The organism is Leptospira broomii serovar Hurstbridge str. 5399, assembly GCF_000243715.2.
Taxonomy (GTDB): Bacteria; Spirochaetota; Leptospiria; order Leptospirales; family Leptospiraceae; genus Leptospira_B; species Leptospira_B broomii.
This window is the reverse complement of record NZ_AHMO02000007.1, coordinates 19105-45078: the sequence shown is the minus strand read 5'-3', so window position 1 is coordinate 45078 and position 25974 is coordinate 19105. Positions and strand designations below refer to the sequence as shown.

Below are 25974 nucleotides of genomic sequence, written 5' to 3'. Positions count from 1 at the left end.
TTAAACTTCAATTTTAAATAAATGTGAATTTTTAAGACGAAATCGATTCTTGTTTAGACAGTTAAAGAAGCGGATCGGTTCAACCATTTGACAATTGGTCTTCGAATCGTTCGAGACTTTGAGTCCAGCCTTCGACCATACCCGTTTTTTTGAATCCGTCGCGAACCATATTGGACTCGAATCGACTACGAATCGTCAATTTTGTTTTCTTTTCCTCGTAATCTTCGAAAGTGACGGTGACAATAGAATCTAAAGAATTCGCCTCTTCACTCTTGTCCAGGCCTATACTGTTTTTCATTACATCGATCCATTCTGTCGGATGCTCTCCTACGAGGTCGGTGAAAACGATTCGTTCATTTTCAACTATTTCTAAATATGAACCTGTAACCGGATAATCGACGCCATCGGGAGAGCGCATAACAAATCGATACTTTCCACCCGGACGTAAATCCATTTCGCAGACCGGATTGGTGAATTGATTCGGACCCCACCATTTAACTACGTGTTTTGGATCCGTCCAAACTTTGAATACAAGTTCTCGAGGCGCGTCGAAAATTCGCGTCAGTATTAGTTCACATTCTGCGATTCTTACCGATACTGCATTTCTCTCTTTCATGTTCCTTCTCCTTTTGCATATTTCGAAGCGCTACGACTACGGTAATCGCCAGAATGATCGTAAGTCCTGAACAAATAAATGCGATGATTTGTAAGGAATCGGTGAAAGCCTCGCGAGCAAGTCCCAGTAGGATTGTCCCGATTTGATCCGGGAGTTCTTTGGCGACTCCGACCGCTGCGCCTAACGTGTTTCTCGCGTCTTCGGCGACTTCAGGACTGATTCCGATCAGAGCGGAATTTTTCATTTGATTTCGATAAACCACTGTCCCGATGCTACCTAGCACCGCAATTCCGAGTACTCCGCCGAATTCTGCGCCGGTTTCGGAAATCGAAGCTGCCGCTCCGGCTCGTTCGGGTGGAGCGGCACTTACGATAATGTCCGTTCCCAAAATGACCACTGAGCAAATACCTAATGCTAACACAACCGATCCGCATACGATGTAAGGTAATCCGGAAGTTCCATTAACCTGTGCGTATAATAGAAGTCCTATAGCCGATAGCACTAACCCTCCAACCATTACGAATGCAGGACGAATATGGCGAACGAGGATAGGCACCGTCATCGAGCCGACTACGTTTCCCGCCGCAGAAGGTAGAGTCCATAGTCCCGCTTCTAACGGAGAAAGTCCGAGCACTAATTGCAAATATTGTGCTATGAAGAGAAAAGTTCCCAATCCCACAAAAATCGTAAGTGTGTTCGCGACTAAGGCGCCTGTGAACGCGGGAATACGAAAAAGGCTTAGATCGAGAAGCGGGGCGGTTAAAGTTTGTTGTCGTCGAACAAATAAGAAACCGATCGCAAGTCCGATCAAAATTGGAAGAATGGATAATATTCCCCAACTGTTTTCTGCGATTTGCTTTAGCCCATAGATTACCGAAAGAACGGAGGCCAAGGACAATACTGCGCTGACGATATCCAACTTCCCTGCATTTGGATCTCGAAATTCCGGTAATAATTTCGGACCTACGATCAGGAGCACTACCATAACAGGAACGCTTAATAAAAAGACCGATCCCCACCAGAAATGTTCTAGTAATAGACCGCCAACTAAAGGACCGATCGCCCCCCCAATTGAAAAACTAGTTCCCCAAATTCCGATCGCGACCGTGCGCTGATTGGGATCTAGAAACATATTACGAATTAAAGATAATGTCGACGGCGCCAAAGTCGCTGCCGTGACTCCTAAAAGAGCCCTGGTCCCGATAAGCATCTCTGCGCTTGTGGAAAATGCCGCGAGTATCGAAGCGACACCGAAGGCTCCAGCTCCTATCAAGAGAAGTTTTCTTCGCCCGATTCTATCCCCTAAAGTTCCCATGGTAATTAGGAACCCAGCGACTAAGAAACCGTAGATGTCCACAATCCATAATAACTGGGAACTAGTAGGCTTCAATTCTGCGGTTAAATTTGGAACCGCCAAATAAAGGACCGTTAGATCCATGGCATATAAGAGACAGGGAAGAGAGATCACAGCTAAGCCGATCCATTCTCGACTTCCCGCTTTCGGCGGAATATTTTGATTCATATTTAGATTCCCTTCAATCCGGTTTATAATGGAGGGAAACTAGTCCTGAACCGAATATCTTAGTCTGGACAAGTTTTAAATTTAGTTTTGAATCTATTCCGTCGAACAGAGTCTTACCATTTCCTAAAACGACAGGATTGACCATAATTCTGAATTCATCGATCAATCCGTGTTTTATAAAGGTCAATGCTAAGTTCGAACTCCCGAAGATTGCCATGTCTCGCCCGGATTGGTTCTTTAATTTCAAGACCTCATCTGCGATATTATCTTTAATCAGCTTGGTATTCTGCCATTCGACTCGGTTCAGAGTTTTAGAAAAAACGATCTTGGGTAGGTCATTCATTCTACCTGCGACGATCGGATCATCTTTAACCGCGGCTGGGGTAGGCCAGTAACCGGCCATAAGATCGTACGTGACCCGACCGAAGAGTAGCGTGTCCACTTTACCTAGTAAGTCCACAGCATACTCGTTGAATTCGTCATCCACCCGATGCCAATCAATTTCATCGTTTGGTCCTTCGAAAAAACCGTCTAACGTCACCATCATTTGAAAAATAATTTTCCTCATGCTCCAACAAACCCTTCCGTTTTTTTTATTCTCGAGGCGATCCAAACTTACCTCTTCCGGTATCTTGAATTGCTCTTTACTCTTTCTTTGAAGATTCTGCCGGGTCGGCGCATAACGAAATGTTCACCGACCTTAAACAGAACTTATGAGATGTGTTCGAATTTTTTGTGTTACTTCGAGAGGCCCCTCATGTTCGGAATAAATCACTTTTCCGTAATGCTCTTTAGATTTTCGAGACCTTCTTCGAAATTCTTTCCGATCATAGCGTCCATATTGATAAATACGCCCAAGATCCTGGAAAAATAGGAAGCCGGGCCCGACATCAACCAAGTAACTTTCGTCGAATCTGTTCCTCTTTTCAAAGTGAATTCTGCGGTATTATGCGCTTCAAACGGCTCTAAAAAATCCAATTTTATGCCAACTTTAGAAGGTTCGGTCGATTCGATAATCTCCATCCTTCCCTTGCCGATATTAGCATTGCCGTCCCATTCATAAATGGCGCCTTTTCCCGATATCGATCCGCTATGAGTTCGTTTCATCGCCGGGTCTAACTTTTCGTACGGCGACCAAGAAGTCCAGCTTTGGAGATTATTGATGAGAGCAAAAATCTTTTCCGGAGGTGCCTTAATCTCAGTCGAACGTTCGACACGAAGGGTATTGGACCTCGTGGCGGCTATCACGAGCACAGCGATAATCAGAAGCAAGATGATCGTTGCTCCGACCTTTAAAATTTGTTTTAGTCTAAACATAAAAATCTCCTAATAAATTACGTTTGATGAATATGAAAGGTTGCAATTAATCATTGTTTGAAATCTTCGTAAGATGTTCCGCCAACCGATCGAAACTGCTGTTCCAGCCGTATCGATGACCGTCTCGTTGTGCTACTGACTCGAATGCCGATTGTTTGAATATCATTTTTGTCTTGCCTTCATGTTCGGAGAAGAGAATCGTCACCAGGTTTTCCGTATGAGGAAGGTCGTTATCGCCTTCCCAAACGAAAGTAAATACGAGTTTTTCCGGTTCTTTGATTTCGTGATAAACTCCGCTTTGCCAAAGATCCCCGCTACCGTCTATGGCTCGCAAACAAGTACGCCAAACGCCGCCGGGTCTGAGATCTTGTTCAATATAAACTGCCGGATGTTCTCTCGGGCCCATCCATTGTTTTGTGTATTCCGGGTTTGTCCAAAGCTTGAATACGAACTCTCGCGGAGCATCAAAGATACGAGTGATAAACAGTTCTTGATCATTTTCCATCGGATAAAATCAATCCAGAGTAGCCAAAAATTGTTCGAGACGATCCATCGTTTGTTTCAGTCCTTCTATCGCTCCATATTCTTTAGCAGCTTGATCGCGCTCTTTCGCCGATTTAAAGAGTCCGCGCATGGAGAGTTCGGTTTTTCCATTTCTCTCCGTAAAAGTCACCGTTACATGAAAATCTCCAGGATTTTCCTCATCACCCGATCCGTGAGAATATACTAATCGCTCCGGTTTTATAACTTCAAGATAAACGATCTTATTCGGGTAATCGACTCCGTCGGGACCGCGCATCGTAATACGCCAAACTCCTCCCGGTTTCACACTCATCTCGTGCACCGTATTCGTAAACCCGTTAGGTCCCCACCATTGCGCCACATGATTAGGATCGGTCCAAACTCTCCAAACAAGATCGCGAGGCGCATTAAAGATTCGTGTTGTAGAAATTTCCCTATCGGCAGTATCCGAAATATTTGTATTTTCTTGCGGCATAATATTCTTTCTCCTTATTATATAACGGGTCCTACGAAAATCCGTATTCCGTCTGGAGCTTCGTGAAACGATCCTGCGCTTCCTTCGGACCAGAAAGAAATATTCAGCGGGCTTCAAGCCTTTGCAAGATATTCGGCGAGCTGATCGAAGGTTCCGGCAAAACCTTTTTGCATCGATTCGTATCCACCTAAGAATGTTTTGATTTCTTCTTCCGTTGCATTGATCGGACTTCCCTTGATCGTCACCAACGTCATCCCTTCTTGCTCCGTAAAAGTAACTAGGTTCAGTACTTCGAGAGGCCAAGTTGCGCTCATGGGGTGGCGCGTGGTTCCGCAATTTTGATCCGAAAAGGAAACTACGAAACCGATCCTTTCAGGGGGTGTAATTTCGCGATACACGAGTTTCCCCCACATCTCAAATCCGTCCGGGGATTTCATACCGTAGTGAAATACTCCGCCCGGGCGAAGGTCTAATTTCGTGACACCCATAATAAATCCTTTCGGCCCCCACCATTTGGCCATGCGTTCCGGTTCAGTCCAGGCCTTCCAAACAAGATCGCGGGGCGCATCGAAAACGCGCGAAACAATAAATTCATTTCCTTCAATTCGTGTCGTAATATCCTTAATATCCATGGGTTCCTTCAAATTCTGTTAAATTATAATTTCATGATTATCTAGCGAAGAATTCTTCCAGCATCGGAGCTAACGCTTTTGTAGATACGTTATGCGTCTGCTTCGCTAAAGATTTATACTCCGACGTGGGCAATAGTTGCTCTACTTTCTCGGCGGCACGTCGCAATACGAGAGGACTTTTTTCCCCCGCGCTGACCAACGCCAGAATCCGAATGGAACCGATTTGTTCAAAAGAAAGACTTCCGTCATTTATAATTGCGACATCATAGGGAAGAGTATTCGCAACTGATTTCATCTTTTCCCAATGAGGCATTAACCTCATTACGAAAGTAAAGATATAAGGCATTCCCATCACTTTCGTTAGAAAGTATTTCGCCGTATCGCTTCTACGATCAGCAGCAACCAGATTATTCAGATTCTCTTCATGTTCGGATAACGACTGAGCGCTATCCTCATCGAGCATAAAGGGAGGTTCATAAATGGCCAATTTTTTGATACTTAAACCCGCGGCTGCCGCTCTGAGGCAGAGCACGCCCCCCGAAGAAATTCCGAATAAAAAGGCTGAGCCGCCCGCTAGTTGAATGAGCGCATTAAGATCCTCCACTTCACGGTCAACGGAATATGGCAAAGTATTCGAACTATCTCCTCTTCCTCGACGATCATAATAAATCACTTTGAAGCGACTAGATAGTAATTCGGCAAGCTTCCGCATCGGTCCGAAAGACCTACTGCAAAAGGCACCATCCACTAAGATCAACGGATCGCCTTTTCCTATTTCCGTATAAGCGATATCGGTTCCGTCGGAACAGCGTATATATTCAGTAAGCATAATTAGACTCCGCGGAATTATTGTGAAAAACTCTCGGCAAATTTATCGAGAGATTCGTTCCAACCCATAGCCGCGAGTTCTTTCATCCGGCCCGGAGGGAAACCGGTATGAACTAAAGTGAGTTTCGTTTTTTTTCCTAGATCTTCGAATACGACTGTTACAAGCAATTCTTCCGGCCAGTCCCCTTCCATTCCGTAATAAGAAGCTGGTACCGGTGTTCCTTTCTCGTCCGCAAACCGATCGGTATATACGATCCGTTCCGGTACGACTAATTCACGAAATATGCCGGTACTCCAGAAATCCTGACCTTCCGGAGATTTCATGCAATAAAGATAGCTTCCACCTGTGCGAAGGTCTATCTTACAAAACGGAGCCGTAAATGATTTTGGCCCCCACCAGCGCGTTATGTAACTCGGGTCGGTCCAAGCTTTAAAAACGAGTTCCCGTGGCGCATCAAAAATACGCGTAATGATCACTTGGGTGTTTGTTTGATATAGATTCGTCATTCGAGTTGTTCTCCCGATATAAAATTTCTATTATTTATATTTTTCTAATTTATTATAGGATGGTATGTTAGAATTTCAATACCGGTTTTCAATTCCCTGGATTCCAAAAGCTTAAGAGTTCGCTTAGGTGTTCCGTCGAATAGCCTCCTGCCTCCCCCCGCCAGGACGGGATGAATCATCAATCTAAGTTCATCTATCAGATCGTTTTGCAACAAGGTCCTCGCCAAAACTCCGCTACCGGCTACTAAAATGTCCTTACCCGGTTGCTCCTTCAGTTTGCGTATTTCTGCCACTATATTTTCCTTTATCAGCATCGAATTATTCCATTCCGCTTTAGTAAGCGTCGTCGAGACTACGAACTTAGGAATGCCGTTCATTCTATCCGAAAACCCTTGCTCATCGGTCATCGAAGGCCAAGCTGCTGCAAAGCCTTCGTATGTTAAACGACCCAAAAGAAGCGCATCGCAGGAGAATAATTCGTCGAATTTATATTTTCCGAATTCCTCGTTAAAAAACTGATGACTCCAGCCGCCATATTTGGATTTTTCCGCTCCGCCTGGATCCTCCATGACGCCGTCAAGTGTAAGAAATTCGGAAACGATTATTCTTCTCATCTGATAACTCCTTTTTCAATCTACGATATTTCGCTTATCCATTTAAACCGAGAAGGAAAGACAAAACGTTTCGTTGTGCGATTAGGATTCTTATCGCACCGAATAATATTCATTTTTAGAATATTATTCGGTAATCCATTCTCGATTTCTATCGACTCTGTATCTATTTTGTGATTCTTTACCCTGTTATAAATATGGATTCTTTTATTTAAACAGAAGAGTTCTACTTGCAGGTCGTAACGCCCATGAAGCTGCGACTAGAATCAGACCGATTAACGGCGTAATGATGTGAACCACTGCATTACCTACGAATGCGTTCGAAGCAGCAGCGGCAGTAAGATTGAATACCATCCCCGCGTACGCCCACTCCTTCACTAAGGGGAATCGCGGTATAACGATGGCAATAGCGCCTAGTATTTTCCAGAAGCCTAAAATCAATGCGAAATAGAGAGGATAACCTAGTTGGCTCATACCCGCTGCCACTTCGGCGTTACGACTAAGGTAGACGACTCCGCCGAACGTGTAGTTAGCTGCGATAAGCGCGGTCGCTATCCAATAAACGATGCTTTTGATTTTTTCATTTTTCACGATTCGATTTCTCCTTGAATCTATTCATCTTTAAAATCCTTCCGTTGGAGCTCCCGCAGATATTCATCCAGTCGATCAAATCTTTCTTCCCATAATTGACGGTATCGATCGATCCAATCGGAGGCTTCTTTCAATCTGCCGACTTCCAATCTTGCGGGGCGCCATTGCGCTTCCCTGCCTCTTGAAATCAAGCCTGCCCTTTCCAGCACTTTCAGGTGCTTGGTAATCGCGGGAAGACTCATAGAAAATGGTTCCGCAAGTTCCTTTACGGTAACCTCGCCATTTTTAAGCGTAGCGAGAATTTGGCGCCGTGTTGGATCCGCAAGCGCAGCAAAGGTACTGCTTAAATGATCAACTGTCGCTTCGTATTGAACCATATGGTTAATTAACCTATAGGTAAAATATAGACGATTTCCTTGGTCGTCAAGTAAAAAAGCGGGAAAATTACACGTTTCTTTCCGGAGAGGCTGCCAGATTTATAGAAGGAGCGGAATCCGAGGGACCCAAAGCCGCTAGGACAGCCCTCCGGCAATCGGCAGAATGAATGGTTTTAATAATAACGATTAATTGTCATCGAACGTCAGATCGATATATGTAGAAATTCGACTGGGACCATTAGAAAGAAGATCCGGAAAGCGGTTTTTAAACGCGGCGATCGGCTTTGTCTAATATTTCCTACCGGACGGATATCATACTTTCATAAAATGCTTGGAAGAAATTTTTACCGCAAAACGAAATATGCGTAAAGCAAAGGTCCGGTGAGCACGATGGCCAAATGAGGGAGAAAAATATGCGGCCAGGTTAAAATCCAAAGAAGCCGTTTCCATCCGCCCGCTCGCCAAGAATTGGACCAAGATGTCGAAATTTGAAAGGGAGTAAGACTCTTGTTTTCTCCCGAAAAATACGCCTCGATCATTCGGATTCGAAGATAATAAGCATACTGAAACGACTTCCAGAGTCCTTCTATTATCCAGAATAGAAATGCGCTTCCAGCAGAAAGAAGTAGAATCGAATATGAGGATTCTAGAATAGCCGTCCCGATTCCGGCCATGCTTAGAGTAACGCTCCAAGCCTTGATAGTAAGCCCTCTAGAATCGAATGCTTCCACAGTTTTATGCAGATGGAAGTATTCCTGAGAAATCAGTTCTTCTTCGCGTTTATCGACTTTCGCGCGTTTGCCGGTCATTCTCTAAAAAGAATTCCATCGGATTCATTTTTGCAAAGGAATAAAATTCCGCAGTTTCGGAAATCTAAGATAAAGTCCGCCCCATATTAGGATACCTATATAAACGGGAAATAATATATGACTGGCCCAGGGATTTAAGACGCGAACATGGGAGGCGACCGCACCACCTAGATAGCCGGTTAAAAGAATCGCACCTAGAATTGCGGTTCTAGGAATTGCATATAAAAGAGTGCAGATCAATAAAGTTGTTCCAATGCCGGGCATTAAACTCATCGGATAATCGAGTTTAGCCGCCGCCTCCATCGCTTCCTTGGGCATATTTTGAAGAAAAAATTTTAAAATACCATCGAATGAAAGAAAGGCGATTGATACCCCGCTAAGTACTCTGCCCATCCACAAGTGCCCTTTCGAAACAGTTTGAGATTCCATAATACGATGCTCCTACGACTCTAAAAACCGGCTCATAGTTGATCTATTGATAAAAAATTCAAGCGATTTTTACCGAGGAAATTCGAGCCGAATCGAAGACCATCCTTGATTATAATATTCCATAAAAGAATTTAACTATTTATGATAGATTAGTTTATTCCAAGAGCGATCCGACTAAGCGCCCGCCTAATACGAAAAATGCAAACCAGCCCGGTAATGACGATTGGAATTCGCAAGTGAGCATTGCATTGCTAATTGTAGGAAACTAATAGTTTGAAAGAAAGGTGCGATATTTACGGGATTTCCGGTGTTATAACTTTTCAATCAATCGCATAAGAGGAGCTATCTTTGACTGAGAACAAGCGCGGTCTATCGCAGAGTAATGATAAGAAGCGGAAAATATTAAAATTTCATGAAAATACTTCATGAGAGAGAAGTGCGTTTTTCCATACGCTCATTATGAAGTATTTTTAAAAAAAGTTAATTAATCAGATTTCGTCCGTTTTTTTGTCCGTTATTTCCGGGTTTTCCGTATTTTCCACCGGGTTTTCGGCATTTTCCTCACCAGGATTAGCAGCCTTATTCAGCTTTTTCTGGCGTTTTTCATCCTGTTTCTTCTTCTTTGCTATATCTTTCTGACGTTTTTCAAACAGATAGTTATTCTTTGCCAATTTATTATCCTTATTTACAGAATTTCAAAGATCAAATTCTGGAAAACAGTTAAATTCTTAGAAATGGAAATAATAAATCAAAGAATTCGGCTTATTTCCCTGGAATAAACGGTTTTGGAACTGACTAGGGACATGTCTATCGTTGGAACGTTTATGCTATTCGCCGCAATGGATCTCGGTTCGTCTTTTATAGACGGAAATGTTGCCTAACTCTAGTAATAATTCGGTGCGCTTCGAAGAGTAAGCGCAAAATTAGTCGGAGAGTCTCTTCTTTTTCGGTTGGCGTTGCGCCGGATCATAAAAGAAAATTTCCTCGGCAATACGTTCGCCTTCCCAACGCTGGTACGCGAGTTCCTCCATATGCGTCATTGTTTGGTCTTTCCATTCAAAGTCAAAAATCCAGCGAATTACAACTTTATCTCCGTTCACAAAAACAGGACGAACGCATTTCGAAGTTATCGATTCTGCCCTGGCTAAAACGATACGTTCATTCGCGACATGCAGGTCCCTTCCCACGCGCGGTTTGGATTGGTTTTCCCGCATGGACGAGTTCTCGGTATAAAATTCTTCTATTGCTTGGTCATGCCGATTTTGTTCAACGAGTGCGATAAAGCGTTCTAAAGTTTCAAGAGTAGGCATTTATCATATTCTCCTTTCCCGATCGTAATTAAAGCGCATTTCGAATTTCCGAAAAATCCGAATCGTTAAAAATGCTAATTCAAAGATGATGATATCATTTCTTTCCCGAACTTTAAATTTGCAATCGGATTATTCTTTTCCATCAATTTTAATCACTTCGCATCGAACTCAGGCGGGGACGGGAAATTTTGATTTAGAAATAGGTTAATTAATTCGACTGCCAAACAATTAACCTTATAGGTATCAAAATGATAATTTATATCTTTATAAAATATCCTTGTTCAACGGATAATAAAAATGGATTACGTTTTCCGCCGTAGCGCCGGTCGACCGGTAAAAATCGATCGCGTAATCGTCTTCCAAATCCGCCTGAACGAAAACTTCTTCTATCCCGATTTCTTTGCAATATTCTGTGGTCTTTGCGATTAGTAATTTTCCTATTCCTTGTCGTTGAAATTCCGTTAAGACGGCGAGATCGTAGATATAAACCAGAGGCAACTGTGAATAGTATTGATTTAACGTATAAGTGGTCAATCCACCGACCACTTTTTCCTCAAACAAAGCTACAAAAACGAAGAAACTCTCGTTTTTCAATAGATCTTGAAGATAATTTTTGGTAGGCAATTTGAAATTTTTCATTTCAAAAACAATTTCGAAAACCCGGATAAGCTCGATGAATTTGTCGATATCCTGATATGTTAATTTTTCTGCTCTGATTCTTTTCATAGCGTTTGCACTGATTGCCGAAAAATATTTCCGCAAAGATTCCTTGTCCAGGTCTATGTTGATCGTTCGTCCTAGATTTTGCGGATGTTGAGAGAAGTTTCTCGACTCAACTCAAATCGTCTTGAGTAACATCATTTCGACAGAGTCCAACATCCTCGTACCTGGCAAATGAAACAGGCCATACGAGAAAATAAACTATCCAAATGTCCGATATTTCTCAAAAATGTAAAGTAAATCAGAGAAACCCATCGTGACGATCAAACCTTTCGACTGGAAAATCTTTGTTATTCTTCTCATAGCCGCAACCTTTGGCTTGCTTGCCATTATTCCCTATTCTCTCGCGCTTCAAGCTGGAGTGCTAAAGCAAACCCAGCTTTCAATGCCGCTCCCTGTATTAGTAACGATCCAGATCGTTGCACAGGTCTCGATATTCGGAATGATAATCGCGATAGGACTCTTTTTCGCAAATCGCACCGGTCTTGAGATACCGATTTTAGAGGCTTATTTTAAAGGAGAACCTATCCGAGTCAAAATTCGTTCGATCTTGCCGATCAGCGGTATTCTAGGCATAGTCGCTTCTCTACTGATTGCGCTGCTTGATGTCTATCTGTTTCAACCTGCACTTAAAGTTGAACTTGGAGATAAAGCATCAGTACTTTTAAATTCCGGGGCCGCGACACCTGCCGCTTGGAAAGGATTCTTAGCCTCCTTCTATGGAAGCATCGACGAAGAAATCCTATTGCGATTATGCTTAATGTCCTTCTTCGTTTGGTGTGGACGTTTTCTAAGTAAGAAGAGGAGCAAGGGCAAACAGAGTGCGACAGTTTTCTGGATCGCTAATATCGTTACGGCATTGGTTTTCGGACTGGGACATTTACCTGCTACATCGATGATTTTACCTTTGACGCCCTTGGTGATTGTTCGAGCCATCGTGTTAAACGGTTTAGCCGGGGTTGCCTTCGGTTATCTCTATTTCACGCGCGGTTTGGAATCCGCTATGCTGTCCCATTTTGCCTGCGATTTGGTTCTGCATGTCGTATTGGTATTGTAACGCGAATCCGAAATTGCAGATTGATTTCGTTTAACGACGTCAATAAACGAATAATATTTATCTAAGTTTAGAATAAGGCCGAACGTAGCTTCTATTCTGCACTTGATTTCCCCGTCTAATTTTTCCTCGCACCTAATTTCCCGGCAAGGTAACCCATCGGAATATAGGCGCCCACTAAATCCAAAACGGTAAACCAAATCGGCGAAGGAAGCATTAACATATTCGCAATTCCGCCTACCAAGAAAAAAGCGGCAATACCAAACGCAAAATTGATCTTATGGCTCGCGGAAATTGCGGCGGCAATACTGGCTCCTATGAATGTTCCGATTGCATGTGCTAAAAAAGGGAAAATAAAATGCTTAGGTTGGAATAAATGCAGGGAAGCCTTTAGTCCTTCCATCGTAGTCACATCTGCTCCTTCTGGCGGGGGAATAATATGACCGCTAATCGTTATGATTCCCATATTAACGGCGCTTCCTAAAAGGATCCCCGCAACAACCGATAAAATATTCCTAATGATTGAATTCATATTGGATCGTCCTGATTTTTAATTAAAATGCAAAATTCATGATTCAAAAATTCTGATGAATATAGTAAATAAAAAAATATCGACTGACGAAAGCAGGTTGATTCATTGTCGAAGTGGCGCTGATGGACCTAAAACTCCTCTGAAAGCAAGTAAAGAAGTAGGATTCGGCTAAGTCCGAAACGACCATCGCTCAGAAATTCTAATCGCAAGAATGACTCTGAAAATCGCCGAAGTTTCATTGCTTCGAATTTTCGTTGTCAACTGGAGGCGAAAATTCAAGCCAAGGTAATTTGATTAATTCGGCAAAAGAATACCTTTTAAATCGCTAATCGTTGAACGTTAATCTGAATTCTTTTATGCGGTAGATTCCCTTTTTTAAATTCTTACCGTCTTTTTTTTCATTGCTACGATTCCAATATTGCTTTTATAAGTAGAAAAGCTTAATAACGAATGCGTAACATATAAAGATTATTCCCACGACTGGAAGTAATAATTTGTTTAAAAGCGATTATAAGCCAAATACGGTAATTCTGAAAAGGGATAAACAATATGAATAAATTAAATCAAATTATGCTCTATGTAAATGATCAGGATGCGATCGCTGAGTTTTGGGTTAATAACTTTGGATTTAATATAGAAGGGAGAGAAGAATACGGTGAATCTTTTGCTATCATATTATCCGATGGCCGTCAAAATTCAACGAAACTAGTTCTACAGAACAAAGCGGTCGTCGCCTCCGCTAATCCGGATATGAATCTCGGCACGCCGTCAATACTTTTAACGACGAGCGATATTGAAGGATTATATCGAAAATTAAAAGAAAGACAGATTACGGTCGGAGATAAAGTGAATTTTCCGAATGGGAAAAAAGTGTTTAATTTTTCCGATTTTGAGGGGAATTATTTTGCAATCGTTGAGGAATGATTTGAAAGAAGAAAAGGGAAATTAACGGCGAATTGCTTTAACCGAATAACGGTCTATCTTGGAAAAAATTCTATACTTGGGCCGATCCAATTTCGATTTACGAATAAAATTCGGAAAATGTTATTTAGATTTCAAAAACTAAAAATACCGTTCCGAATAATCCGTTGCGCTTTGCGGACGAGCCGATGAAAATTTCAAAATTCGACGGGAAGAATTTTTACCGCGATCACAAACGTGTTCTTTTGTTCTTCCATTCCATTAATAGCCCGAAAAGCCAACCGCCAATTATAACGACGAATCCAATTCCTATCAATACCGGCAAATGAAGCCAGGCTGCTGTCCACATTAAAAACTGCCCTGCCAGACGAATTCCCTCGATCGTTTTGCTCATATATTTTTTAACGTATTTTCCGAAATCCGAGTTTTTAAGGCTTTCGAGGTCGGCGAATTTAATCAGCAAGATAGTAATCAAAACGGAAGGAGTAAGAAATAGAATTAGAAACCAAAAAAGATTATGATTCCAGGCCAAATACGTCGTAAAGAGCCCCGTACTAAAATCTATGCAAAATTTCAACGGATGAATCTGGTGATAGAGCAGTTTCTCATTCAATTCCATGAAAGAAATGTGTAACCGATAGAACGAATGATGTCCACAAAAGATTTGAGAGAGACAATACTTAACAAACGTGAATAAGCGTTGTATATACGAAAGCGAGAGGGTGCGTAAGAATTACGGCAGTTAGCGGGAAGATTGCAAGAGAGTGGCTACCGGTAAATTCTGATATAATAACATTTTGGAGGTATTCAAAAGCCTTTTAAACGAAATCGGCAATATCCTACTGATAACGATTACCTGACAATCGTAAAGTATCCTATCTCTAATATGCGATGTCTATCGTATATTTCATAGAGAAAAAATCCTCAAATTTATTCAACAAAATGGTTTAATACTTGACTGAAGAAACGTCCGCCTTATATTCAACCATATGGTTGAATTACGCAAAAAAGAGCAAAAGTTGGATCGAGTATTTGCGGCGCTCGCCGATCACTCGAGACGTCAGATGCTGGCGCGTTTGCGAAAGGGCTCGCTTACTATTTCGGAGTTAGCACAGCCCTTTTCCATGTCCTTTGCCGGCGTAGCCAAACATATCGATGTTCTGACCGCAGCCGGTCTTGTGAGAAAGATACGTGCTCCGGAAGACGGCCGTAGCTTTCGACTCGAGCTACAAAACCATTCGCTTTCCGAGGCCTCTGCCTGGCTCGCTTATCATCAGGAATTCTGGACTAACAAACTCGATAAACTCGAAACCTTCATGGAGGAGCAAAACAATGACCGCACAGGTCCTAAAAATAGAAAAAAAAATTAATGCAGAACCGACTCGCTTATTTCGAGCCTGGCTTAAAGCAGAAGAATTTTCACATTGGTTCTTATCGGGAGATCCCGTCGAGTTAGGATCCGTGAGCATCGATCCACGCCCCGGAGGCCGCTTTCATATCGATATGCTTCTCGACGGCAAAGTACTTCCGCATGTGGGAGAATACCTTGTCATCGAAGAGCCTACAAAGCTTGTCTTCACCTGGAGATCGCATGCCACCGGAGAACGCGATACCCTAGTTACAGTCACTTTTACGGCATTACCCGCAGTCACGGACAAGAACGCTAAAGGGACGATTCAAAAACCGCAGACGTTAGTCACATTGGTTCATGAGCGCCTCGCGAACGATGTTGAAACTAAAATGCATCAGCACGGTTGGACAAGTATTCTTTCCGGCCTTGAAAGATGGCAGGGGCATAAAGAATAAATAACGTCTTCATCGGCAAAGCCGGAAAGAAAATCAACGAATATGCAAGGAGAAGAATATGAACGGGATATATCACAAAATAGGAATCCGCGCCGGGGCTGCAGATGTCATCAAGGCTCTGACAACGAAGACGGGCCTCTCAGGCTGGTGGACCAGGCAAGTCGACGGATTATTCTCGGGTGGAGCCTCCGCAGTCGGCGAATCAATTCGCTTCGACTTCGGACACAAAGCAAATATGGAAATGAAAGTCCAAGAACTCGCACCTCAACGTGTCCTTTGGGAGTGTACCTCGGGACCGGAAGACTGGATCGGTTCGCATATCGATTTCAAATTGATCGCCGGCAATGCGCCGGATGGAGCAGCTATGACGCTCGTTCACTTCCGACATCAGGATTGGAAAAATGAAAGTGACTTCACCGCGCACTGTAGCATGAAGTGGGCAACCTTCCTACTCAGTTTGAAAAGTCTGGTTGAAGTCGGTAGCGGCAGACCGGCTCCCGACGATATCAAAATTGACGATTGGAACTGATATTTTCGACGCACGGTCCCTCGAATCGGTGCCGTGCGTTTTATACAGCCTTACGAACAATTAACAAAATATCCATCCGCATTTTCTCTTTTTATTTCTTTCTGTTTTCGTAGAACATTCTATTCGGATTCGATCCTAGTCGAACTGTAGGATTCGAAAATGATCCATTTAAATTTTATAATATTTTTTAGAATCTTCGGCCAATTCCTTTAGAGTAAGAAGCTGTTTACGCATCATAACCCAATCGCCCCATGGAAGCAAGGCTGCAAAAAGTTTGCGAGTCGAACGCTTTACCAGCATTTTTACCAACAATCTAGAAGTACTCGGTGTAATTTCTTTTACTAAATAAGTCATAGCGATCTTACCAAAGAAATTTTCAACTTCGCGAGTCTTCGTAATTAGAGTTATTTGCTCGTTCTTCTTGAAGTGCGCTAACTCAAATATTATGAACTTTTGCCCAATACTCAAATTTTGCAATTTTGGATCCAAAGTCCTTGGACTGCGTTTTCCTTTATTATCAATCCAATCATAGCTGTACGGCGCTATTCTCAATTGACAAAGCCAGGAGAATACTTGCTCAGGTGCGACATTTATATCGATTCCCCGAAACAAAACGTCATCGGGATCGATCAGGTATTCATCGCAAGTAAAAATCTGATTTTTTTCCGACTCTGACATTTGCCAGGAGTAAGCTCTCGATTTAGGAAATATTTTTAGCATAAGAGATCAAAGATGCGCGATATAAAACGCGACGAATAAAGTGAACACGAAAGCTGATGACGATTGCGAAGTCGACCCTTCGACACTCCGAAATAAAACGCGAACCGTCCAAAACAAATTCTGCATCTTTTTACCGCAAATACAGTTCTCGAAGTTCTCCTTGAACTAAGCTCGTTGTAACAACCAGATATTCTCCGTCGCCGCAAATTTTCCCTTTAATCCGCCAATTACGTTTTCGCTTCCTATGAAATCTAAACGGTAATAATCCCTGTAATGCCGATTTACTTCCTCGTTGCTAATCGAAAAAGGAGGGCCTTCCGCTAAACTTTGATCGTATTCGTAGCAAATCAGTAATTGTGGCGCTTTATTAGTAATCTCAATTAAGTGAGTCGTGTATCGATTTCGCATTTCTTCGGGTAATGCCACTAGTGCTGCCCTGTCATAAATAGCGTCGACTTGACCGAGGATTATTTTAGATAAATGAAATATATCCCCGACAAAGATATCGATATTATTTGCGCTATAGCGATTAAGTTCACCGACGTCTGTTATTTTCGGCTCAACACCAAGTTCTTGAAATAATTGTTCAATAGCAACTTTACTCAATTCAGCTCCAGCCACATGATAACCGTTTGAAAGCAGCCAAGAAATATCGAGAGTCTTACCACATAGCGGCAAAAAAACGCGACTACCTTTCTCTAAAGATAACATTTTGAAATACTTGATCAGGAGTGGGTTCGCCTCTCTTTCGTGGAAGGCGATGTCGTTTTTTCCCCACTTTTGATGCCAAAAGTTTGGATCCATATTAACTTCTATAGTAATTTATCCCCGAATACTTTGTCATTCGTAAAATAAGGTTAAGAATGACAGATCAAAGTTTCTTCGGGGATTGTCGAGCCATGAACGCAAGAGTAGTTGCCCAAAACATATAGGACACGATGGCTGCGCGTTGGAGAATTCCGAAATGAGAGGAAAGAAATTCGTCTGGCTGTTGCATTTGCGCGAGCTTCATCATAAAAATGGAAACAACTATGACCCATCCGACGATAAAGCTCCACAAACGGAAGCGAGCGGGTCGTATAGTCCATGAAGACAGAAAGCAGCAGACAGGAAAGAGCAAAAAAACTGTAGCTCCAAGAAGTTGGTGCATCCAGCCGTGGAAGGTCCATGAAGTTCGGGGAGTATCCGGAGGGTCCATGGTAAACAAACCCGAAAAAGCAAGAAGGCATCCGACGAGGAATAGAAGTATCGGCAGAATGCGAGACCAATTATGGTACTTTGCAATAGGGAGAAGAGCGAAGGAAAAAATTATAAAACTAATTCCTACGGCTAGGAAATTCAAGATTTGTATCCACCCGGACGGGCCGAGCGAAAGCGCGCTCACGGGCATACGAACGGACGAATAGTCGGAGCGCGACGCGCCCGCGATCGTGAACACAATAACGAATAACAAGGGACCCACCTGACTTATCTGAAGAGGGATCGATTTCATAATTGCCTTGTCGTCCGATGAGCCCAAAAAGACGTATAACGAACATGGATAATGGACTTTCCACCAAAAGCCGAATACGGTCAAGTTCTAACCAAGGCGGGCCGAGTAGTTGGTGCGGTAAATATGCCGGAAGATGAATATCTTTTCCTTAGGTATAAAAAGATATTTTAGAAAAAAATAATTTGACTATATTCTACTGTGCCATTTATTCACATATTCATTAAATTAATGAAACATTTTATCTCTGAAAAGAAGGACGATTTATGAGAAGAATTGCGTTATTACTATTGGTGGGTATTTTGGCGTATGCCGTTAATGCCAAAGATCGAAAAGCTCCGGTAGAGGAAGCTCAAACCCTTTTGAACGGAAACTGGGTATTAGATAACGGTTGTGAACAAGATCCAACCCCTACCCGGACGGCATGGTTAATTATACATAATAATTCTGTGATTTCCTGCAGCCAACAATCTGTTACTAAAGGAACAATAATAAGCACGAAAAACAAGGGAATATATCGCTTCGATTGGGCAAAAGGTCCTGCTTCCACGGCAGAATACCCAGTTACTCAATGGAATCTTTTGGGCCTAACTACGCAAGGAAGTACTAGTTGCTATTCAAGAGTCAGAAACCCCGAACACAATCCACCGAAATTTTGCAATAAATAGATGTTTTGCAAATCGGTAAATTACCATTAGACCGCTGATCTGGAGGGCAAGTATTAATTTGCTCCTCCGGATGTTCGCTACAACTTTAAATATTTAGTTTTAGTAATATAACGTGGCGCCAAAATATATAGGTTCCAAGCTGTTGAAAAAAATCCGATTGGCAGTAATGAAACTCTATCGATGCGCCTAATTGCCGTTATGCTAAATTAGCACAGCTCTTCTCTCGGTATGCAAATCTTTCTCGATTTCGCTCTACGTGGTCGCGATCAATAGTTCTTCCCCGTTTTTAGGCGGTCGAAGACCATCGGTCCTGTTTGCAAAGTAAAGTTGCGTCAGTTGAGCCGCCGAAACATGCTGAACTTCTTTGAAACCCGACTCACGGGCTAGGCTTAACATTTCCGTCGGCGTAAAAAAGCTGATGAAAGGAGTCCCGCTCGCTTGTGCTCCTCTTGCCGCTGCCTCTAAGCCAGGACGAACGTTCGGGTCAGCCAGCTCGAAAGGAAGCAAAAATGTCATTACGAACGTGGATTGGAGAGCGAGTGTAGCAACTTGATTCAGCATTGCCACAATCGCTTCCTTGGTAAGATACATACTTACCCCGATCGAAGTTACAATTGCCGGCCGGTTCGCATCGAAACCGGCGGCGACCAACCCCTCCCACCAGGATCCGCCTGATTCGAAATCCACCGGCACTAACCGGAGCCATTCAGGGATACCATATCCGAGGTCGATCAATCGCTGGCGCTTCCAAGCTTGATGGCTTGGCTGGTCCACTTCAAATATCCTCAAATCGGATGCAAGATCCGGCCTTCGCTGAGCAAAGGTATCTAAGCCGGCGCCCAAAATAACGTATTGGCGAACGCCCTTGCCGGACTCTTCGACGACCAAGTCCTCAATAAAGCGAGCACGCGCAAGTATGGATGCCCGGAAGAGTTTGGTAAAATTTGGATCCATATCCGGACGGCTACGCCAACCCTCATCCGGGGCAGCAAGTCGCAGACCGATATCATCTTCAAGTACGTACGGCGGAGAATCCACCTGCATGTGCAGGGCACGCCAAAGGGCCACTCGAACTGCCGTACTATCTGCCACTGGGTTCAATTTATTATCATGCATGATGCTCTCTTTCTCCGTGTCCGATTAATTAGTTTGAAGTTATTGAGAATTTTCGATAGAATTTCATCGCGATGAATATTCATTAATCTACTATTCAAAATTACGATCATCTTAACATATTAATCATTCAAGCCCTTTCCATGAAGAATTTGCTTCATACATTTTTCAACTCTTGACTCGCGAGTTTTTGACTGTTTTGGTGCGGAAAAATAAAGAATGTAAGCTCTTTGTCGCCCCGGCGTCAATGCATCAAAAGCAGTTTTCAAGTCGGGGACTTCGTCTAATTTACTTAGAAATTCTTCGGGAATGATGAATTCTTTAGTCTTTTTTAAATTCACTTGTAAACCGGCTTTTTCCACTTCAATGGCTTCATAAATGTAGGTCTTCAAGACGGATTTCATCTTAACTATTTCCTTAACATCGGTAAACCGAATCTGGCGCGCAGCTTGCACATTCTTAGTTTGCTGGATTAAAATACTATCGGCATCCTTTAGCAAGACACCTTTGAAAAACAGAAGCGCGCAATACTCTTTAAACACATGTATTAAAACTATATTACTTTTCTGAAACGTGTAGCAAGGAACACCCCACTTCAATTCTTCGGTCAACCCGCAATCAAGGACAATTGTTCTAAGTCGTTCCAGTTCCTCCTGCCACTTTTTGGCCTTATTAAAATAAAAATCGACTTTGGGATTCATTGTATTTTTTGCCATAGTGTGTTTATTCAACGATTCCTACCGGTTGTTATTCTTCCATTACTGCAAACAACTCATCCAAAATTAAAGGTGAGGTTTAAACCTAACTCTGTAAAAATATCTTTCTCTAATTTAAGCGATCCGCTCTCAAATTTAAATTTAGTCGTATATATAATTTAGATCTTGAGCGAACCACGGAATCCTCTGACGGCATAGTAAGATTCCGCACCGTTATGATAGACGAAGACAGTATCATAGCGACGGTCACAAAAGAGAGCTCCACCAAGTTCCCTTACATCGGAAGGTGTTTTCACCCAGCTTGATGTTTTCGTATCAAAATCTCCAAGTCTCTGTAGTCCACGGTATTCCTCTTCCGATAAAAGTTCTATGCCCATAGCGGTAGCCATATCGATAGCGGTATTTTTCGGCTTATGTTCTTTCCTTGACTCCAGCGCTTCACGGTCGTAACAAATGCTTCTTCGGCCTTTAGGACTTTCTTCCGAACAGTCGTAAAAAATGTATTCGTTCGTCTTTTTATCATAACCCACAACGTCCGGTTCACCGCCAGTGATTTCCATCTCGTTGAGTGACCAGAGTTTTTCAAAATTGCCTTCCAGCTTTGCTTCAATTTTAGTCCAATCAAGACCTTTGTGCCGCTTCATGTTTTTCTCAAAACGGGATTTCAATACTCCGAGAAGCTCTTCTCGTTTCTCCTGTGACAATTTCTTTTTATTGCTATTGGTGCCCTTCATAACTTCAAATTCTTTCGCCTATTAACCTAAAATGACTTTTTTATCCTGTGGTCTAAAATACCAAGATATTACCGTCAGGAGTAGAAGCAGTAACGAGGGAAATATTTCTTTCACAGTGCCCGATGCAATATGCGAAAATGCAGCTCCCGACATGGCAAAGAAAAAGCCAGCATAAGCCCATTCCTTTACTAAAGGAAATTTAGGAAGAAGCAATACTATAACCCCCAAAATTTTCCAGACTCCTAGTATCGTTAGAAAATAGACAGGATAACCCAAATTTGCGGTGAAATCCCCTTCCGTCTTCACCTTGAATACCTGAACTGTTCCGGTTGATAGCATTCCTAATGCGAGCCAGATAGTAGAAGTCCAATAGATAATTTTTTTCATCTTTGCCATAATGCATTATTTTAATTTGCTTACTATGTTTTGCAATCGGTTTTGCGAGTTGACGAATAACAACGTTCGTTATCCCGAATTCTAATCGAATCATCTTCAGACTCGAAAGAACAAAGATTCGCGCCTACCTAAAAATCTCTGAGGCGAGGAAAAAATTTGCATACCTGCAAATCCGATTCTGGCAAAGCAATGTCGCATAATGAAATGTTAGTTTGGACGACCCTTATTTAAGGCTCGCATTAGAAACGAAATAACAAACTGAAATTTGACGAAACCGAGAGGGATGACCACTAAACAAGCCCGAGCGGAACGGGGACTGTGAAGCTATATATTATTCGGCAGGGGTTCCAAATAAATTTTATTTAAGAATTAACTTAATTAAGTAAATACTTCATTATGTTTGTATGAATGCTTTTGCCGCACTTGCAGATGATACACGAAGAGAAATTGTGAAATTAGTCGCCAAGAACGGTGAACTTAGCTCAACGACGATAAGCCAAAATTTTAAGATGAGTCCACCCGCTATTTCGCAGCACTTAAAAATTTTGAAGGAGGCGAAGGTCCTTCAAGTAAAGAAAGAGGCGCAAAAACGTATCTATAGGCTGAATAACTCGGGAATCGATGAGATGGAAGATTGGCTATTAGAAATTAAAAATCTATGGAATAAACGCCTAGATCGACTGGATAAATATGTATTAAAGATTAAAAAGGAGAAATCCCTTGATAGAAAATAATGTTGAAGCAATCGTCGAAGGCAATCGAGTCATTTATAAAAGATACTTTGGTATACCGATCGATCTACTTTTCGAAGTATGGTCCTCCCAGGAGCATCTTTCAGAATGGTGGGGACCCGACGGGTTTACATTAACTACTACGCGTTTGGATTTTTCGAGCGGCGGAGTTTGGGAATTCATCATGCATGGCCCGATGGACACGACTATAAAAACAAGATCCGATTTATAGAAATTAAGAAACCTTACTATATTCATTATCAACATCTTGGCGACGGTGAAGGAACAAAGGATGTTGATTTCCAATCGAAAATCCTATTTGAAGAAGCCGGTGCAGGAACAAATCTTACTATGGAACAGATTTTCCCGAATAGAGAAGAACTGGAAAGAGTGAATAAAAAATACGGCGCGATAGAAGGAGGTAAACAGCATATCGGAAACCTTGGCAAATACCTTGAAAGTATTAAATAGACCTAAAACTTCTAGCTAGACCAATTCCGTGGATAAATTGATCATAACGGTATTCTAATGCATTCAACGACTTCCGGATAGGTTGCGCTTCATTAGATGCTTACTTTCATACACATATCGCGAAACCCTTTATGAAGGTCGGCTGCAGTGTTTCGTTTAATAAACTTGAGACTCCGCTTAAATTTAGAAAGTAAGTCGGACTTGGGAGATATCTCAACGAAGGAGTGATTTATATAATTTCCGAATAGTCCCTTTGCTATTCGCGAGGCCGGAAGTTATATGCTAAAATCTCCGCTTTTAAAACTAAATCCCATATTCTATTAATAATTCTTTTATAATCACATTGAGTCAGTATTTTCAATCATTTAGTAGTCGAGCCTATTTCAGACTTGTAGAAATCATTAGCGAGGCATCGTGGTTCATAAAAATATTTTTACCATGATAAAAGGTTCTAATTTCTATTTTTCTAAATCCTACGGCATTAAGTAGCGTTTTTAGATCCATCTGGTTGAAGCCATTGTGAACTTTCGGGTGGTTGATTTTTTCATTTTTATCGAAATCGACAATAATCAATTTCCCATTTGTATTTAAGACTGAAAAAAAATGCCCTAATATATCTTTAAGATCCGGAATATGGAGAAGAACTAGCGAACCTACTATTATATCTGCTTTGAGGTTTGGAGTGGTTTTAGTAAAATCAGAGTAAATAACTTCTGCATTTTTCATATTAGCTCGAGTAATCTTTTCTCTCGCTATCTCCAGCATTTGTTCCGCAGAGTCCATTAATAGAAGCTTATCGACTAAAGGAGATAACTGTAATCCAACGAGTCCAGTGCCGCTTCCATAATCTAGTAATGATTTATCTTTACAATTTTTTAGTTCTGATTTTATCTCATTAACTATTATTTTTGCTAACTCTCGTCTTTCTTTCGTATCATATTTGTTAGCAATCTGATCGAATAAATTACTTTCCATAAACCTATTCGTTAGTATTTATTTAGAATAACTGCCGTCTTTCATTATTCGTTTTTATTTTCTTTATTTTATTAAGTGGTAACGACACATAACGAAAGAAGTTTAGTCGACCTCCCGCGAGTCGCAATAGCTCGGCGGCTCAAGCTTGCGTATGCAAACGACGAATGGGCGCAGTTAGTTGCAGTTACTTATTTAATGCTTACCGCCCTACTTCAAAATTGCAAACCGGAAGACGGAGACGATTTGCCAGAGGCCGGAGTAAGGGTTGCAGGTAAGCTTGCAGCGCCAATTCAACTTCGTAAATAACCCAATCTAAATTCTTAATTTACTTAGAGAGAGTTATTCATCGTTTTTTAGATTTAACGATTACTTCAAATGGATACCTTCGATTTTGGATGTCAGCTTTCATTGAGGCGAGCTGCTGTTAGTCGCTGCCTTTCCTTCATCCGAAATCGCGTCGAAGCGAAAGTTCAAGTCGCAGTTCGACCAAAAATTCTTCATTAACGATTAGTGATACTGAACCTATATTTTGCCTGTCGAGCCAAGTAGCTTATAACTTGTTTGTTTTGCCGTCAATTTAGGTTAGCCGTTGTCGACAGATTCCCATAGTTCAATCTTGTTGCCCTCTGCGTCCATAATATGCACAAATTTTCCGAAGTCGTAAGTCGCAATACTGTCAAGTACGGTCACTCCGTTTTCTTTGAGTTTGTTTACAAGTCCTTCAATATTCTGAACTCGGTAGTTAATCATAAATTCTTTTTTGGATGGGGAAAAATATTCATCTCCCTTTTTGAAAGGAGTCCATTGAAGAGAGTTTATCTCGTCAGGTTTATTAATGTTTCTGGATTCAAAACTCGACGAACCCCATTCATTGATTTCAAGTCCTAAATTTTTGGCATACCATTCTTTCGTTTCCTTCAGATTATCTGAAAAAAAGAAAATACCGCCAATACCTATCGCCTTTGGGGTTGTTTCAGCAGGTGAAGTTGAGTTGTCAGTTTGTTTTTTTGGGTCTTCCATATTATTCATCTCTTTCGTTGTCGAATCACAGCTTGCAAGAAGTGTTATAAGCGAAAGTATTGCCAATAATCATTTCATTCTGTTTTTATTTTATAGTAGAATATGTTCATACTGACGTTTTGTCAAGATAGCGGAGAACAAAAGGGATTGGTCCGACGTTGACGAATCCTAACAACGCGAAGGGGCGACACGGCGATTGCCCTACCAAAGATCTAACTCTGCCCGATATGAGTAACTGAGCCAAAATTGCGAAACCAGAACGCAGTGACCTCCGAAGTTGTGCCTCAAACGATTAACTTGAAATCATGGACGGTGTTTTTCTTTCAAAAACTACACTACTTGATCTAATGCTAATTCAGGAAATACCTGCTTGATCCTTGCAATTGTAGAAAGTGCCGGATTAGCGCTCTTGGGTGATTCAAGACGTTGATAACTATATAAGTTTTTCATCCCAATAAGTGAAGCCGTTTGTTTCTGACTTAATCCTCGCTTTAATCGAGTCATTCGTAAAATTTGAGAAAAGGCCATTTTAGGATCCACTGCTGCTAATACTATATTTCTTCCCGATACTTTCTTCTTTGGTAAAGGAAATAAAGACTTGGAGTCTTCATTATCATTCAAATAAAGATTTAATGCCTCGTGAATATTTGATTCCAATTCTTTCTTAGAATCTGCTTGAGTCATGCATCCTTTTAGTTCTATATATTCTGCCCAGTAGCCTGTCTTATCTGTATGAATACGAAAATGATAGTGCATTGCTTTTACCTCTGACTTTCTCGCAAATGCTTTAACAAAGGAGTGTAGACGTTCTGCGACCAGTGAAGCTATTTGGC

The 25974-nt window shown here is 41.8% G+C and carries 36 protein-coding genes and 1 pseudogene; 8 read left to right on the top strand and 29 right to left on the bottom strand.

Annotation, left to right across the window (positions count from 1 at the left end):
- Window positions 1-79: 79 nt before the first annotated feature.
- The 17 genes from LEP1GSC050_RS03630 to LEP1GSC050_RS03550 form a co-directional block, all read right to left on the bottom strand.
- Window positions 80-616, bottom strand: coding sequence for an SRPBCC domain-containing protein (locus LEP1GSC050_RS03630; protein ID WP_010568566.1), 537 nt, complete (start codon window positions 614-616; stop codon window positions 80-82).
- Complete coding sequence (locus LEP1GSC050_RS03625; protein ID WP_010568567.1) at window positions 573-2138, bottom strand: MFS transporter; 1566 nt, start codon at window positions 2136-2138, stop codon at window positions 573-575. Before LEP1GSC050_RS03625 ends, LEP1GSC050_RS03630 begins: the two co-directional genes overlap by 44 nt.
- 13 nt (window positions 2139-2151) lie before the next feature.
- Window positions 2152-2706, bottom strand: coding sequence for a dihydrofolate reductase family protein (locus LEP1GSC050_RS03620; RefSeq protein ID WP_040911069.1), 555 nt, complete (start codon window positions 2704-2706; stop codon window positions 2152-2154).
- A gap of 203 nt (window positions 2707-2909) precedes the next feature.
- Window positions 2910-3455 carry an SRPBCC family protein gene (locus LEP1GSC050_RS03615; RefSeq protein ID WP_010568569.1) on the bottom strand — a complete coding sequence of 182 codons (546 nt, stop codon included), beginning with the start codon at window positions 3453-3455 and terminating at the stop codon, window positions 2910-2912.
- Between the two features lie 46 nt (window positions 3456-3501).
- Window positions 3502-3960, bottom strand: a complete 459-nt coding sequence (locus LEP1GSC050_RS03610) for an SRPBCC domain-containing protein (RefSeq protein WP_010568570.1) — start codon at window positions 3958-3960, stop codon at window positions 3502-3504.
- Window positions 3961-3969: 9 nt separating this feature from the next.
- Complete coding sequence (locus tag LEP1GSC050_RS03605) at window positions 3970-4452, bottom strand: SRPBCC family protein (RefSeq protein ID WP_010568571.1); 483 nt, start codon at window positions 4450-4452, stop codon at window positions 3970-3972.
- Between the two features lie 113 nt (window positions 4453-4565).
- Window positions 4566-5084, bottom strand: coding sequence for an SRPBCC family protein (locus tag LEP1GSC050_RS03600; protein ID WP_010568572.1), 519 nt, complete (start codon window positions 5082-5084; stop codon window positions 4566-4568).
- Window positions 5085-5121: 37 nt separating this feature from the next.
- A complete protein-coding gene (locus LEP1GSC050_RS03595) occupies window positions 5122-5913 on the bottom strand; it encodes an alpha/beta fold hydrolase (protein WP_010568573.1) in 792 nt (263 codons plus the stop codon).
- A gap of 17 nt (window positions 5914-5930) precedes the next feature.
- Window positions 5931-6419: an SRPBCC family protein gene (locus LEP1GSC050_RS03590; RefSeq protein WP_020987088.1), complete on the bottom strand. Its 489-nt coding sequence runs from the start codon at window positions 6417-6419 to the stop codon at window positions 5931-5933.
- A 44-nt stretch (window positions 6420-6463) separates the two neighbouring features.
- Window positions 6464-7033 carry a dihydrofolate reductase family protein gene (locus LEP1GSC050_RS03585; RefSeq protein ID WP_010568575.1) on the bottom strand — a complete coding sequence of 190 codons (570 nt, stop codon included), beginning with the start codon at window positions 7031-7033 and terminating at the stop codon, window positions 6464-6466.
- 204 nt (window positions 7034-7237) lie between these two features.
- Entirely contained in the window at window positions 7238-7621 is a 384-nt protein-coding gene (locus tag LEP1GSC050_RS03580) for a DoxX family protein (protein ID WP_010568576.1), read from the bottom strand.
- Between the two features lie 20 nt (window positions 7622-7641).
- Window positions 7642-7998, bottom strand: a complete 357-nt coding sequence (locus tag LEP1GSC050_RS03575) for an ArsR/SmtB family transcription factor (RefSeq protein ID WP_010568577.1) — start codon at window positions 7996-7998, stop codon at window positions 7642-7644.
- A 344-nt stretch (window positions 7999-8342) separates the two neighbouring features.
- Window positions 8343-8807, bottom strand: a complete 465-nt coding sequence (locus tag LEP1GSC050_RS03570) for a hypothetical protein (protein WP_010568578.1) — start codon at window positions 8805-8807, stop codon at window positions 8343-8345.
- A 24-nt stretch (window positions 8808-8831) separates the two neighbouring features.
- Window positions 8832-9236, bottom strand: coding sequence for a DoxX family protein (locus tag LEP1GSC050_RS03565; RefSeq protein WP_010568579.1), 405 nt, complete (start codon window positions 9234-9236; stop codon window positions 8832-8834).
- A gap of 488 nt (window positions 9237-9724) precedes the next feature.
- The gene (locus tag LEP1GSC050_RS03560; protein ID WP_010568580.1) at window positions 9725-9907 is read right to left on the bottom strand and encodes a hypothetical protein; all 183 of its coding nucleotides are present in this window, start codon (window positions 9905-9907) and stop codon (window positions 9725-9727) included.
- Between the two features lie 252 nt (window positions 9908-10159).
- Entirely contained in the window at window positions 10160-10546 is a 387-nt protein-coding gene (locus LEP1GSC050_RS03555) for a nuclear transport factor 2-like protein (protein WP_010568581.1), read from the bottom strand.
- 264 nt (window positions 10547-10810) lie between these two features.
- Window positions 10811-11272: a GNAT family N-acetyltransferase gene (locus LEP1GSC050_RS03550; RefSeq protein ID WP_040911012.1), complete on the bottom strand. Its 462-nt coding sequence runs from the start codon at window positions 11270-11272 to the stop codon at window positions 10811-10813.
- 250 nt (window positions 11273-11522) lie between these two features.
- Here LEP1GSC050_RS03550 and LEP1GSC050_RS03545 point away from each other — a divergent pair, with 250 nt between their 5' ends.
- Window positions 11523-12323 (top strand): CPBP family intramembrane glutamic endopeptidase, encoded by an 801-nt coding sequence (locus tag LEP1GSC050_RS03545; RefSeq protein WP_010568583.1) that lies wholly within the window; start codon window positions 11523-11525, stop codon window positions 12321-12323.
- A 115-nt stretch (window positions 12324-12438) separates the two neighbouring features.
- Here the strand turns inward: LEP1GSC050_RS03545 and LEP1GSC050_RS03540 are convergent, their stop codons facing one another.
- Complete coding sequence (locus LEP1GSC050_RS03540) at window positions 12439-12852, bottom strand: hypothetical protein (RefSeq protein WP_010568584.1); 414 nt, start codon at window positions 12850-12852, stop codon at window positions 12439-12441.
- Window positions 12853-13401: 549 nt separating this feature from the next.
- Here LEP1GSC050_RS03540 and LEP1GSC050_RS03535 point away from each other — a divergent pair.
- Window positions 13402-13776, top strand: coding sequence for a VOC family protein (locus LEP1GSC050_RS03535; RefSeq protein WP_010568585.1), 375 nt, complete (start codon window positions 13402-13404; stop codon window positions 13774-13776).
- A gap of 226 nt (window positions 13777-14002) precedes the next feature.
- Here the strand turns inward: LEP1GSC050_RS03535 and LEP1GSC050_RS03530 are convergent, their stop codons facing one another.
- Window positions 14003-14392, bottom strand: coding sequence for a hypothetical protein (locus LEP1GSC050_RS03530; protein WP_010568586.1), 390 nt, complete (start codon window positions 14390-14392; stop codon window positions 14003-14005).
- Between the two features lie 370 nt (window positions 14393-14762).
- Here LEP1GSC050_RS03530 and LEP1GSC050_RS03525 point away from each other — a divergent pair, with 370 nt between their 5' ends.
- The 3 genes from LEP1GSC050_RS03525 to LEP1GSC050_RS20800 are packed head-to-tail and all read left to right on the top strand — an operon-like array spanning window position 14763 to window position 16108.
- Window positions 14763-15143, top strand: coding sequence for an ArsR/SmtB family transcription factor (locus LEP1GSC050_RS03525; protein WP_020987153.1), 381 nt, complete (start codon window positions 14763-14765; stop codon window positions 15141-15143).
- Window positions 15106-15579, top strand: a complete 474-nt coding sequence (locus tag LEP1GSC050_RS03520; protein ID WP_020987079.1) for an SRPBCC family protein — start codon at window positions 15106-15108, stop codon at window positions 15577-15579. The genes LEP1GSC050_RS03525 and LEP1GSC050_RS03520 overlap by 38 nt, the downstream gene beginning before the upstream one ends.
- A 58-nt stretch (window positions 15580-15637) precedes the next feature.
- Window positions 15638-16108, top strand: a complete 471-nt coding sequence (locus LEP1GSC050_RS20800; protein ID WP_010568588.1) for an SRPBCC family protein — start codon at window positions 15638-15640, stop codon at window positions 16106-16108.
- 168 nt (window positions 16109-16276) lie between these two features.
- On the opposite strand, the gene LEP1GSC050_RS03510 is transcribed toward LEP1GSC050_RS20800, so the two are convergent.
- The 3 genes from LEP1GSC050_RS03510 to LEP1GSC050_RS03500 form a co-directional block, all read right to left on the bottom strand.
- Entirely contained in the window at window positions 16277-16786 is a 510-nt protein-coding gene (locus LEP1GSC050_RS03510) for a hypothetical protein (protein ID WP_010568589.1), read from the bottom strand.
- A 207-nt stretch (window positions 16787-16993) separates the two neighbouring features.
- Window positions 16994-17632, bottom strand: coding sequence for a thiopurine S-methyltransferase (tmpT, locus tag LEP1GSC050_RS03505; protein WP_010568590.1), 639 nt, complete (start codon window positions 17630-17632; stop codon window positions 16994-16996).
- Window positions 17633-17699: 67 nt separating this feature from the next.
- Entirely contained in the window at window positions 17700-18320 is a 621-nt protein-coding gene (locus LEP1GSC050_RS03500; RefSeq protein ID WP_010568591.1) for a DUF998 domain-containing protein, read from the bottom strand.
- A gap of 263 nt (window positions 18321-18583) precedes the next feature.
- Here LEP1GSC050_RS03500 and LEP1GSC050_RS03495 point away from each other — a divergent pair, with 263 nt between their 5' ends.
- Window positions 18584-18985: a hypothetical protein gene (locus LEP1GSC050_RS03495; protein WP_010568592.1), complete on the top strand. Its 402-nt coding sequence runs from the start codon at window positions 18584-18586 to the stop codon at window positions 18983-18985.
- Window positions 18986-19237: 252 nt separating this feature from the next.
- Here the strand turns inward: LEP1GSC050_RS03495 and LEP1GSC050_RS03490 are convergent, their stop codons facing one another.
- The 4 genes from LEP1GSC050_RS03490 to LEP1GSC050_RS03475 form a co-directional block, all read right to left on the bottom strand.
- Window positions 19238-20101: a class I SAM-dependent methyltransferase gene (locus tag LEP1GSC050_RS03490; RefSeq protein WP_010568593.1), complete on the bottom strand. Its 864-nt coding sequence runs from the start codon at window positions 20099-20101 to the stop codon at window positions 19238-19240.
- A 119-nt stretch (window positions 20102-20220) separates the two neighbouring features.
- Window positions 20221-20814 carry a YdeI/OmpD-associated family protein gene (locus LEP1GSC050_RS03485; RefSeq protein WP_010568594.1) on the bottom strand — a complete coding sequence of 198 codons (594 nt, stop codon included), beginning with the start codon at window positions 20812-20814 and terminating at the stop codon, window positions 20221-20223.
- A 158-nt stretch (window positions 20815-20972) separates the two neighbouring features.
- Window positions 20973-21548, bottom strand: coding sequence for a DUF4256 domain-containing protein (locus LEP1GSC050_RS03480; RefSeq protein ID WP_010568595.1), 576 nt, complete (start codon window positions 21546-21548; stop codon window positions 20973-20975).
- A 21-nt stretch (window positions 21549-21569) separates the two neighbouring features.
- A complete protein-coding gene (locus LEP1GSC050_RS03475) occupies window positions 21570-21944 on the bottom strand; it encodes a DoxX family protein (RefSeq protein WP_010568596.1) in 375 nt (124 codons plus the stop codon).
- 404 nt (window positions 21945-22348) lie between these two features.
- Between LEP1GSC050_RS03475 and LEP1GSC050_RS03470 the strand changes: the two genes are divergently transcribed.
- Window positions 22349-22678, top strand: a complete 330-nt coding sequence (locus tag LEP1GSC050_RS03470) for an ArsR/SmtB family transcription factor (RefSeq protein ID WP_010568597.1) — start codon at window positions 22349-22351, stop codon at window positions 22676-22678.
- Window positions 22665-23146: pseudogene (locus LEP1GSC050_RS03465) on the top strand (SRPBCC domain-containing protein). Before LEP1GSC050_RS03470 ends, LEP1GSC050_RS03465 begins: the two are co-directional and overlap by 14 nt.
- A gap of 378 nt (window positions 23147-23524) precedes the next feature.
- Here the strand turns inward: LEP1GSC050_RS03465 and LEP1GSC050_RS03460 are convergent.
- The 3 genes from LEP1GSC050_RS03460 to LEP1GSC050_RS03450 form a co-directional block, all read right to left on the bottom strand.
- Window positions 23525-24121, bottom strand: a complete 597-nt coding sequence (locus LEP1GSC050_RS03460; RefSeq protein WP_010568598.1) for a class I SAM-dependent DNA methyltransferase — start codon at window positions 24119-24121, stop codon at window positions 23525-23527.
- A 582-nt stretch (window positions 24122-24703) separates the two neighbouring features.
- Entirely contained in the window at window positions 24704-25141 is a 438-nt protein-coding gene (locus LEP1GSC050_RS03455; protein WP_040911067.1) for a VOC family protein, read from the bottom strand.
- A gap of 330 nt (window positions 25142-25471) precedes the next feature.
- Complete coding sequence (locus LEP1GSC050_RS03450) at window positions 25472-25897, bottom strand: hypothetical protein (RefSeq protein ID WP_010568601.1); 426 nt, start codon at window positions 25895-25897, stop codon at window positions 25472-25474.
- Window positions 25898-25974: the final 77 nt, after the last annotated feature.

Excerpts from the sequence above, each read along its gene's own strand:
- LEP1GSC050_RS03570 (WP_010568578.1), bottom strand. The coding sequence starts at position 8,807 with ATGACCGGCAAACGCGCGAAAGTCGATAAACGCGAAGAAGAACTGATT.
- LEP1GSC050_RS03525 (WP_020987153.1), top strand. The coding sequence starts at position 14,763 with ATGGTTGAATTACGCAAAAAAGAGCAAAAGTTGGATCGAGTATTTGCG.
- LEP1GSC050_RS03590 (WP_020987088.1), bottom strand. The coding sequence starts at position 6,419 with ATGACGAATCTATATCAAACAAACACCCAAGTGATCATTACGCGTATT.
- LEP1GSC050_RS03620 (WP_040911069.1), bottom strand. The coding sequence starts at position 2,706 with ATGAGGAAAATTATTTTTCAAATGATGGTGACGTTAGACGGTTTTTTC.
- LEP1GSC050_RS03490 (WP_010568593.1), bottom strand. The coding sequence starts at position 20,101 with ATGCATGATAATAAATTGAACCCAGTGGCAGATAGTACGGCAGTTCGA.
- LEP1GSC050_RS03535 (WP_010568585.1), top strand. The coding sequence starts at position 13,402 with ATGAATAAATTAAATCAAATTATGCTCTATGTAAATGATCAGGATGCG.
- LEP1GSC050_RS03550 (WP_040911012.1), bottom strand. The coding sequence starts at position 11,272 with ATGAAAAGAATCAGAGCAGAAAAATTAACATATCAGGATATCGACAAA.
- LEP1GSC050_RS03595 (WP_010568573.1), bottom strand. The coding sequence starts at position 5,913 with ATGCTTACTGAATATATACGCTGTTCCGACGGAACCGATATCGCTTAT.
- LEP1GSC050_RS20800 (WP_010568588.1), top strand. The coding sequence starts at position 15,638 with ATGAACGGGATATATCACAAAATAGGAATCCGCGCCGGGGCTGCAGAT.
- LEP1GSC050_RS03565 (WP_010568579.1), bottom strand. The coding sequence starts at position 9,236 with ATGGAATCTCAAACTGTTTCGAAAGGGCACTTGTGGATGGGCAGAGTA.
- LEP1GSC050_RS03510 (WP_010568589.1), bottom strand. The coding sequence starts at position 16,786 with ATGTCAGAGTCGGAAAAAAATCAGATTTTTACTTGCGATGAATACCTG.
- LEP1GSC050_RS03630 (WP_010568566.1), bottom strand. The coding sequence starts at position 616 with ATGAAAGAGAGAAATGCAGTATCGGTAAGAATCGCAGAATGTGAACTA.
- LEP1GSC050_RS03555 (WP_010568581.1), bottom strand. The coding sequence starts at position 10,546 with ATGCCTACTCTTGAAACTTTAGAACGCTTTATCGCACTCGTTGAACAA.
- LEP1GSC050_RS03455 (WP_040911067.1), bottom strand. The coding sequence starts at position 25,141 with ATGGAAGACCCAAAAAAACAAACTGACAACTCAACTTCACCTGCTGAA.
- LEP1GSC050_RS03520 (WP_020987079.1), top strand. The coding sequence starts at position 15,106 with ATGACCGCACAGGTCCTAAAAATAGAAAAAAAAATTAATGCAGAACCG.
- LEP1GSC050_RS03585 (WP_010568575.1), bottom strand. The coding sequence starts at position 7,033 with ATGAGAAGAATAATCGTTTCCGAATTTCTTACACTTGACGGCGTCATG.
- LEP1GSC050_RS03530 (WP_010568586.1), bottom strand. The coding sequence starts at position 14,392 with ATGGAATTGAATGAGAAACTGCTCTATCACCAGATTCATCCGTTGAAA.
- LEP1GSC050_RS03605 (WP_010568571.1), bottom strand. The coding sequence starts at position 4,452 with ATGCCGCAAGAAAATACAAATATTTCGGATACTGCCGATAGGGAAATT.
- LEP1GSC050_RS03540 (WP_010568584.1), bottom strand. The coding sequence starts at position 12,852 with ATGAATTCAATCATTAGGAATATTTTATCGGTTGTTGCGGGGATCCTT.
- LEP1GSC050_RS03475 (WP_010568596.1), bottom strand. The coding sequence starts at position 21,944 with ATGGCAAAGATGAAAAAAATTATCTATTGGACTTCTACTATCTGGCTC.
- LEP1GSC050_RS03460 (WP_010568598.1), bottom strand. The coding sequence starts at position 24,121 with ATGGAAAGTAATTTATTCGATCAGATTGCTAACAAATATGATACGAAA.
- LEP1GSC050_RS03450 (WP_010568601.1), bottom strand. The coding sequence starts at position 25,897 with ATGCACTATCATTTTCGTATTCATACAGATAAGACAGGCTACTGGGCA.
- LEP1GSC050_RS03575 (WP_010568577.1), bottom strand. The coding sequence starts at position 7,998 with ATGGTTCAATACGAAGCGACAGTTGATCATTTAAGCAGTACCTTTGCT.
- tmpT (WP_010568590.1), bottom strand. The coding sequence starts at position 17,632 with ATGGATCCAAACTTTTGGCATCAAAAGTGGGGAAAAAACGACATCGCC.
- LEP1GSC050_RS03615 (WP_010568569.1), bottom strand. The coding sequence starts at position 3,455 with ATGTTTAGACTAAAACAAATTTTAAAGGTCGGAGCAACGATCATCTTG.
- LEP1GSC050_RS03610 (WP_010568570.1), bottom strand. The coding sequence starts at position 3,960 with ATGGAAAATGATCAAGAACTGTTTATCACTCGTATCTTTGATGCTCCG.
- LEP1GSC050_RS03500 (WP_010568591.1), bottom strand. The coding sequence starts at position 18,320 with ATGAAATCGATCCCTCTTCAGATAAGTCAGGTGGGTCCCTTGTTATTC.
- LEP1GSC050_RS03470 (WP_010568597.1), top strand. The coding sequence starts at position 22,349 with ATGAATGCTTTTGCCGCACTTGCAGATGATACACGAAGAGAAATTGTG.
- LEP1GSC050_RS03480 (WP_010568595.1), bottom strand. The coding sequence starts at position 21,548 with ATGAAGGGCACCAATAGCAATAAAAAGAAATTGTCACAGGAGAAACGA.
- LEP1GSC050_RS03625 (WP_010568567.1), bottom strand. The coding sequence starts at position 2,138 with ATGAATCAAAATATTCCGCCGAAAGCGGGAAGTCGAGAATGGATCGGC.
- LEP1GSC050_RS03495 (WP_010568592.1), top strand. The coding sequence starts at position 18,584 with ATGAGAAGAATTGCGTTATTACTATTGGTGGGTATTTTGGCGTATGCC.
- LEP1GSC050_RS03485 (WP_010568594.1), bottom strand. The coding sequence starts at position 20,814 with ATGGCAAAAAATACAATGAATCCCAAAGTCGATTTTTATTTTAATAAG.
- LEP1GSC050_RS03600 (WP_010568572.1), bottom strand. The coding sequence starts at position 5,084 with ATGGATATTAAGGATATTACGACACGAATTGAAGGAAATGAATTTATT.